Source organism: Micromonospora sp. NPDC001898, from assembly GCF_042891255.1.
Taxonomy (GTDB): Bacteria; Actinomycetota; Actinomycetes; order Mycobacteriales; family Micromonosporaceae; genus Micromonospora.
Genome location: NZ_JBIATC010000046.1, coordinates 1 through 2,792, shown reverse-complemented (window position 1 = coordinate 2,792; position 2,792 = coordinate 1). Strand labels below are relative to the sequence as shown.

The window sequence follows — 2,792 nt, the reverse complement described above, 5'->3', positions numbered from 1 at the left end:
CCGGCCTCATCAATACGGCCGTCACACAGCGCGATCTTGGCCTTGACCAGTGCCGTCACCGCGTTGATAGCGGAGTCGTCGACAGCCACGGCGGCCTGACGCACCGCATGCCGGGCCTCATCGATACGCCGCAGATTGGTCAGCAACAGCGCGAGCTGCAGACTCGCCAACGCCGTGCAGCACTCACTACCCCGCCGACACCTCGCCGTCGCCGCCGCCTCGGCCAAAGAAATAGCGGAGACGACATCACCCTCAAGCCAGACCGCACCAGCAGTATGCAGAATTTCAAGATTGATGCAATTGTGAGTTGAAAGACCCGACGCAACTAGACCCATAATGCCCAATCGAACTCCCCGAAGTCTTCAAGCACATTTAAAGGTATCGCGCGCCACCCGATTACCGAATCGCCTCCACGAATCAAAACCAACCCTACGGGGGAGAGACGGTCCCGCAAATCGATGATCGCCCCCACAGTCATGGACGACGATACCGCATGGTTGTGGCATGTCAAGATGAACTTCGATTCATATTGACCATGCTGATTTCTGTCAGATCTGACGGGGGTGGGCTGATGAGGTCCCGCGAGTCATTGGCCAGGTGACGCGGTTGTTGGCGCCGGGCGGTGATCAATTAGGTGGTGACGCTCGGTGATCTCCGTCGTCGATAGGATCGCGGCGAGATAGGAGTCGGACACTGTCAGACCGGGTAGTTGTCGTCGCCACCGAGGGGTTGCCACGATAGTGCACATGGCCGGCGCCATCCGCGCTCGTCACATCGAGAGGCGCCCGATGACCGAGATGCTGCTGCTGAGCGGACCGAACCTCGGAATTCTCCGGGAACCGGGAGCCGGAGATCTACGGCAGCGACACGCTAGACGACCTCGTCGCGGCCGTGAACGACGAGGTCGCCGCGGCGGGCTGAAAGGTGGTCGACGTTCAGAGCTAGAGCGCAGCCGATCTGATCCGGGCCGTACACACGCATCGTTTCTCGACGGCCGGCGCGATCGTCGATCCGGGCGCCCCCATGATCGCGGGCTGGAGCCTGCGGGACACTCTGGCGAGTCTGTGCTGACTCCACCGGCGCAAGGCGTCGCCGTGGGCCTCGGCTCTCTCGGCTACCGGCTGGCCGCCCGTGCCCCTCTGCGTCTGCTCGACGGTGGCGAATGGGCATACGCGGTTCCCGTTAAGCGAAGGAAATGATAGTGAGGTTCTGGCTCAGAGACCATTTTCGCCGGTGGGCCGGGCTCTCCGCACTGCTTCACTCGGATGCCTGGTATGCGGCGGCGCAATTCGCCTGCTGTGATGTACCGGCCTTTTATCTGTTTAATATGCCGGTTCACTCAGGCGTCGACGACCCGCATCGTCGGGTCCTTTTCTCGCCGCGCTTCGAGGTGGACATCGACGGTCTGTGGCTGGTCGACGACGCCGCCGAATAGCAGCGCGGACCGAGCCTCACACCAAGGCCTGAGCAATCCGGCCGCCCCGGGCCGGTTCCCCAGGGCCAGCCCGGACGGTGCCGTCGCTTCGCCCTCCGAACGTGCCCGTTCCGCCCGCTCGGCAAGTGGTGAACGTGATCGCCGTCCGGATCGAGGGCCGGACGCCGATACCCGTTTCTGATTACGAGCGGTAGCGGTAGCGGATTCGGCCGCGTCTGCGGCGGTGGGCGGCTTGGTTTCCGGGGGACTCCGTCGTGCGTTGTCGCCTGCTCGGTTGGCGTTGGTTGCAGTAGTGCGGAGAAACTCACCGACCGACTGACCGACTGACCGACTGACCGACTGACCGACCGACCGACCGGCAGGCGACGCGGGCGGTGGCGTGTCGCATCGACTGGAATTAGGCGTTGGGGATGGAGTTGACCGGGGCCGGGTTCGATCATTCGGTGCTCAGCGAGTTCGGGGAGCGGCTGGCCGAGGGCGACCGGGCTGATCGGCTGCTCGCGGTGATGGTTGATCGGCTTGCGCAGGCGGGGCTGGTGCGTGCGCGGCGCCGGTAGCGCACCGGCTCTATGCATATCCTCGCGGCGGTTCACCGGCTGAGCCGGGTGGGAGTTGGTCGCGTAGACGATGCGCGCCGCGCTGGAGCCCCTGGCGAGGAGGACGAGGTGCGGCTGGCCGGTGTCATGCCCGTGGAATGGGCGCAGCGGTACGGCCGGTCGGTGCGTCGCGAGCGGCAGCCGACCGGGTCGGTTGCGGTGCCCCAGTATGTGGAGCAGGTCGGCCCGTCCGCCAGGACCCGCGTGCCGTCGAACGGCCCGGCTTCGCTACGGAAGACTTCCACGCCGACTGGCGAGCCGAGATCGTGACCTGCCCACGAGGCACGTCAGCTCACGGTGGAAGCCGACGGTGGAAGACAGCAAACCTCGACTGTCGGTGCCGTTCCGGACCTACTCCACGTGACTCCGGTCGACCTGACCGCCCTCGCCGCTTGACAAACAGTATTGAGAATCAGGCGGAGCCATCATCGGGTCCCCGGTCACGGGAATGTCGTGACCGGGGATCCGGGATCAGCTGCTGTGGGAGGGGTCGATCGTCGCTACTAGTTCCGGTACCGGAACACGATCCGGCCGCGCGTCAGGTCGTACGGCGTGAGCTCGACCAGCACCCGGTCTTCCAGATAGATTTTGATGAAGTTCTGGCGGATCTTGCCGCTGATGTGCGTGAGGACCCGGTAGCCGTTCTCGAGTTCCACGGTGAACATACCGCTGCGCAGGCACTCGACGACCCGGCCCTCGACTTCGACGCCTTTCCTGGTCCTCGTCATCGCACCAGCTCCAGGTTGCTGCTCACCGGCCGG

At 64.7% G+C, this 2,792-nt stretch carries 4 protein-coding genes; 2 read left to right on the top strand and 2 right to left on the bottom strand.

Annotated elements, in window-relative coordinates; all coding sequences use genetic code 11:
- Positions 1 to 335, bottom strand: a 335-nt coding sequence (locus ACFYZF_RS30595) for a hypothetical protein (protein WP_387026652.1), incomplete at its 3' end; no start/stop codon positions are given.
- Between the two features lie 866 nt (positions 336 to 1,201).
- Between ACFYZF_RS30595 and ACFYZF_RS30590 the strand changes: the two genes are divergently transcribed.
- Both ACFYZF_RS30590 and ACFYZF_RS30585 read left to right on the top strand, forming a co-directional pair.
- Complete coding sequence (locus ACFYZF_RS30590) at positions 1,202 to 1,435, top strand: hypothetical protein (RefSeq protein ID WP_387026650.1); 234 nt, start codon at positions 1,202 to 1,204, stop codon at positions 1,433 to 1,435.
- A 410-nt stretch (positions 1,436 to 1,845) separates the two neighbouring features.
- Entirely contained in the window at positions 1,846 to 1,992 is a 147-nt protein-coding gene (locus ACFYZF_RS30585; protein ID WP_387026648.1) for a hypothetical protein, read from the top strand.
- Between the two features lie 542 nt (positions 1,993 to 2,534).
- Here the strand turns inward: ACFYZF_RS30585 and infA are convergent.
- Positions 2,535 to 2,759, bottom strand: coding sequence for a translation initiation factor IF-1 (infA, locus tag ACFYZF_RS30580; protein ID WP_387026654.1), 225 nt, complete (start codon positions 2,757 to 2,759; stop codon positions 2,535 to 2,537).
- Positions 2,760 to 2,792: the final 33 nt, after the last annotated feature.